This window comes from Streptomyces caeni (genome assembly GCF_042678285.1).
Lineage (GTDB): Bacteria > Actinomycetota > Actinomycetes > Streptomycetales > Streptomycetaceae > Streptomyces > Streptomyces caeni.
The window spans coordinates 35,778-36,102 of the sequence record NZ_JBHUDX010000042.1 but is presented as its reverse complement, the minus strand read 5'-3'; the positions used below and the strand labels follow the sequence as shown (position 1 = coordinate 36,102).

Here is a 325-nt window from a genome sequence, read left to right as displayed (position 1 = left end):
GCGCACCGGGTCGCTCGGCGGCCGACGGTTCCTCCGCGGTGACCGCCCACGACGGCACGGGCCCGGACGGGGCGACGGCGGGCTCCGGCCCGGTACCGGGCTTCGCCTGGTCTTCGGGCTCCGCCTCGGACTCACGCGCCGTCCGGGTGACCGGCCTCGCGCCGGCGGACGTCATCTCGGTCCCGGACCCTGTCCAGGGGGCCGGATCCGGCGTGCCGGCGGGTGCCGTGACGGGTCCGGGCAGCGCCCTGGCGGCCGGTGCCGCCGTAGTCGCCACCGCGATCCCCGCGAACGCCGCCGGCTACTCCGCGTTCGCCTTCTCGCA

1 pseudogene is annotated in these 325 nt (G+C 78.8%); it reads left to right on the top strand.

Annotated elements, in window-relative coordinates:
• Nucleotides 1-325, top strand: a pseudogene (locus ACFSL4_RS15700) (hypothetical protein); the annotation flags it as partial.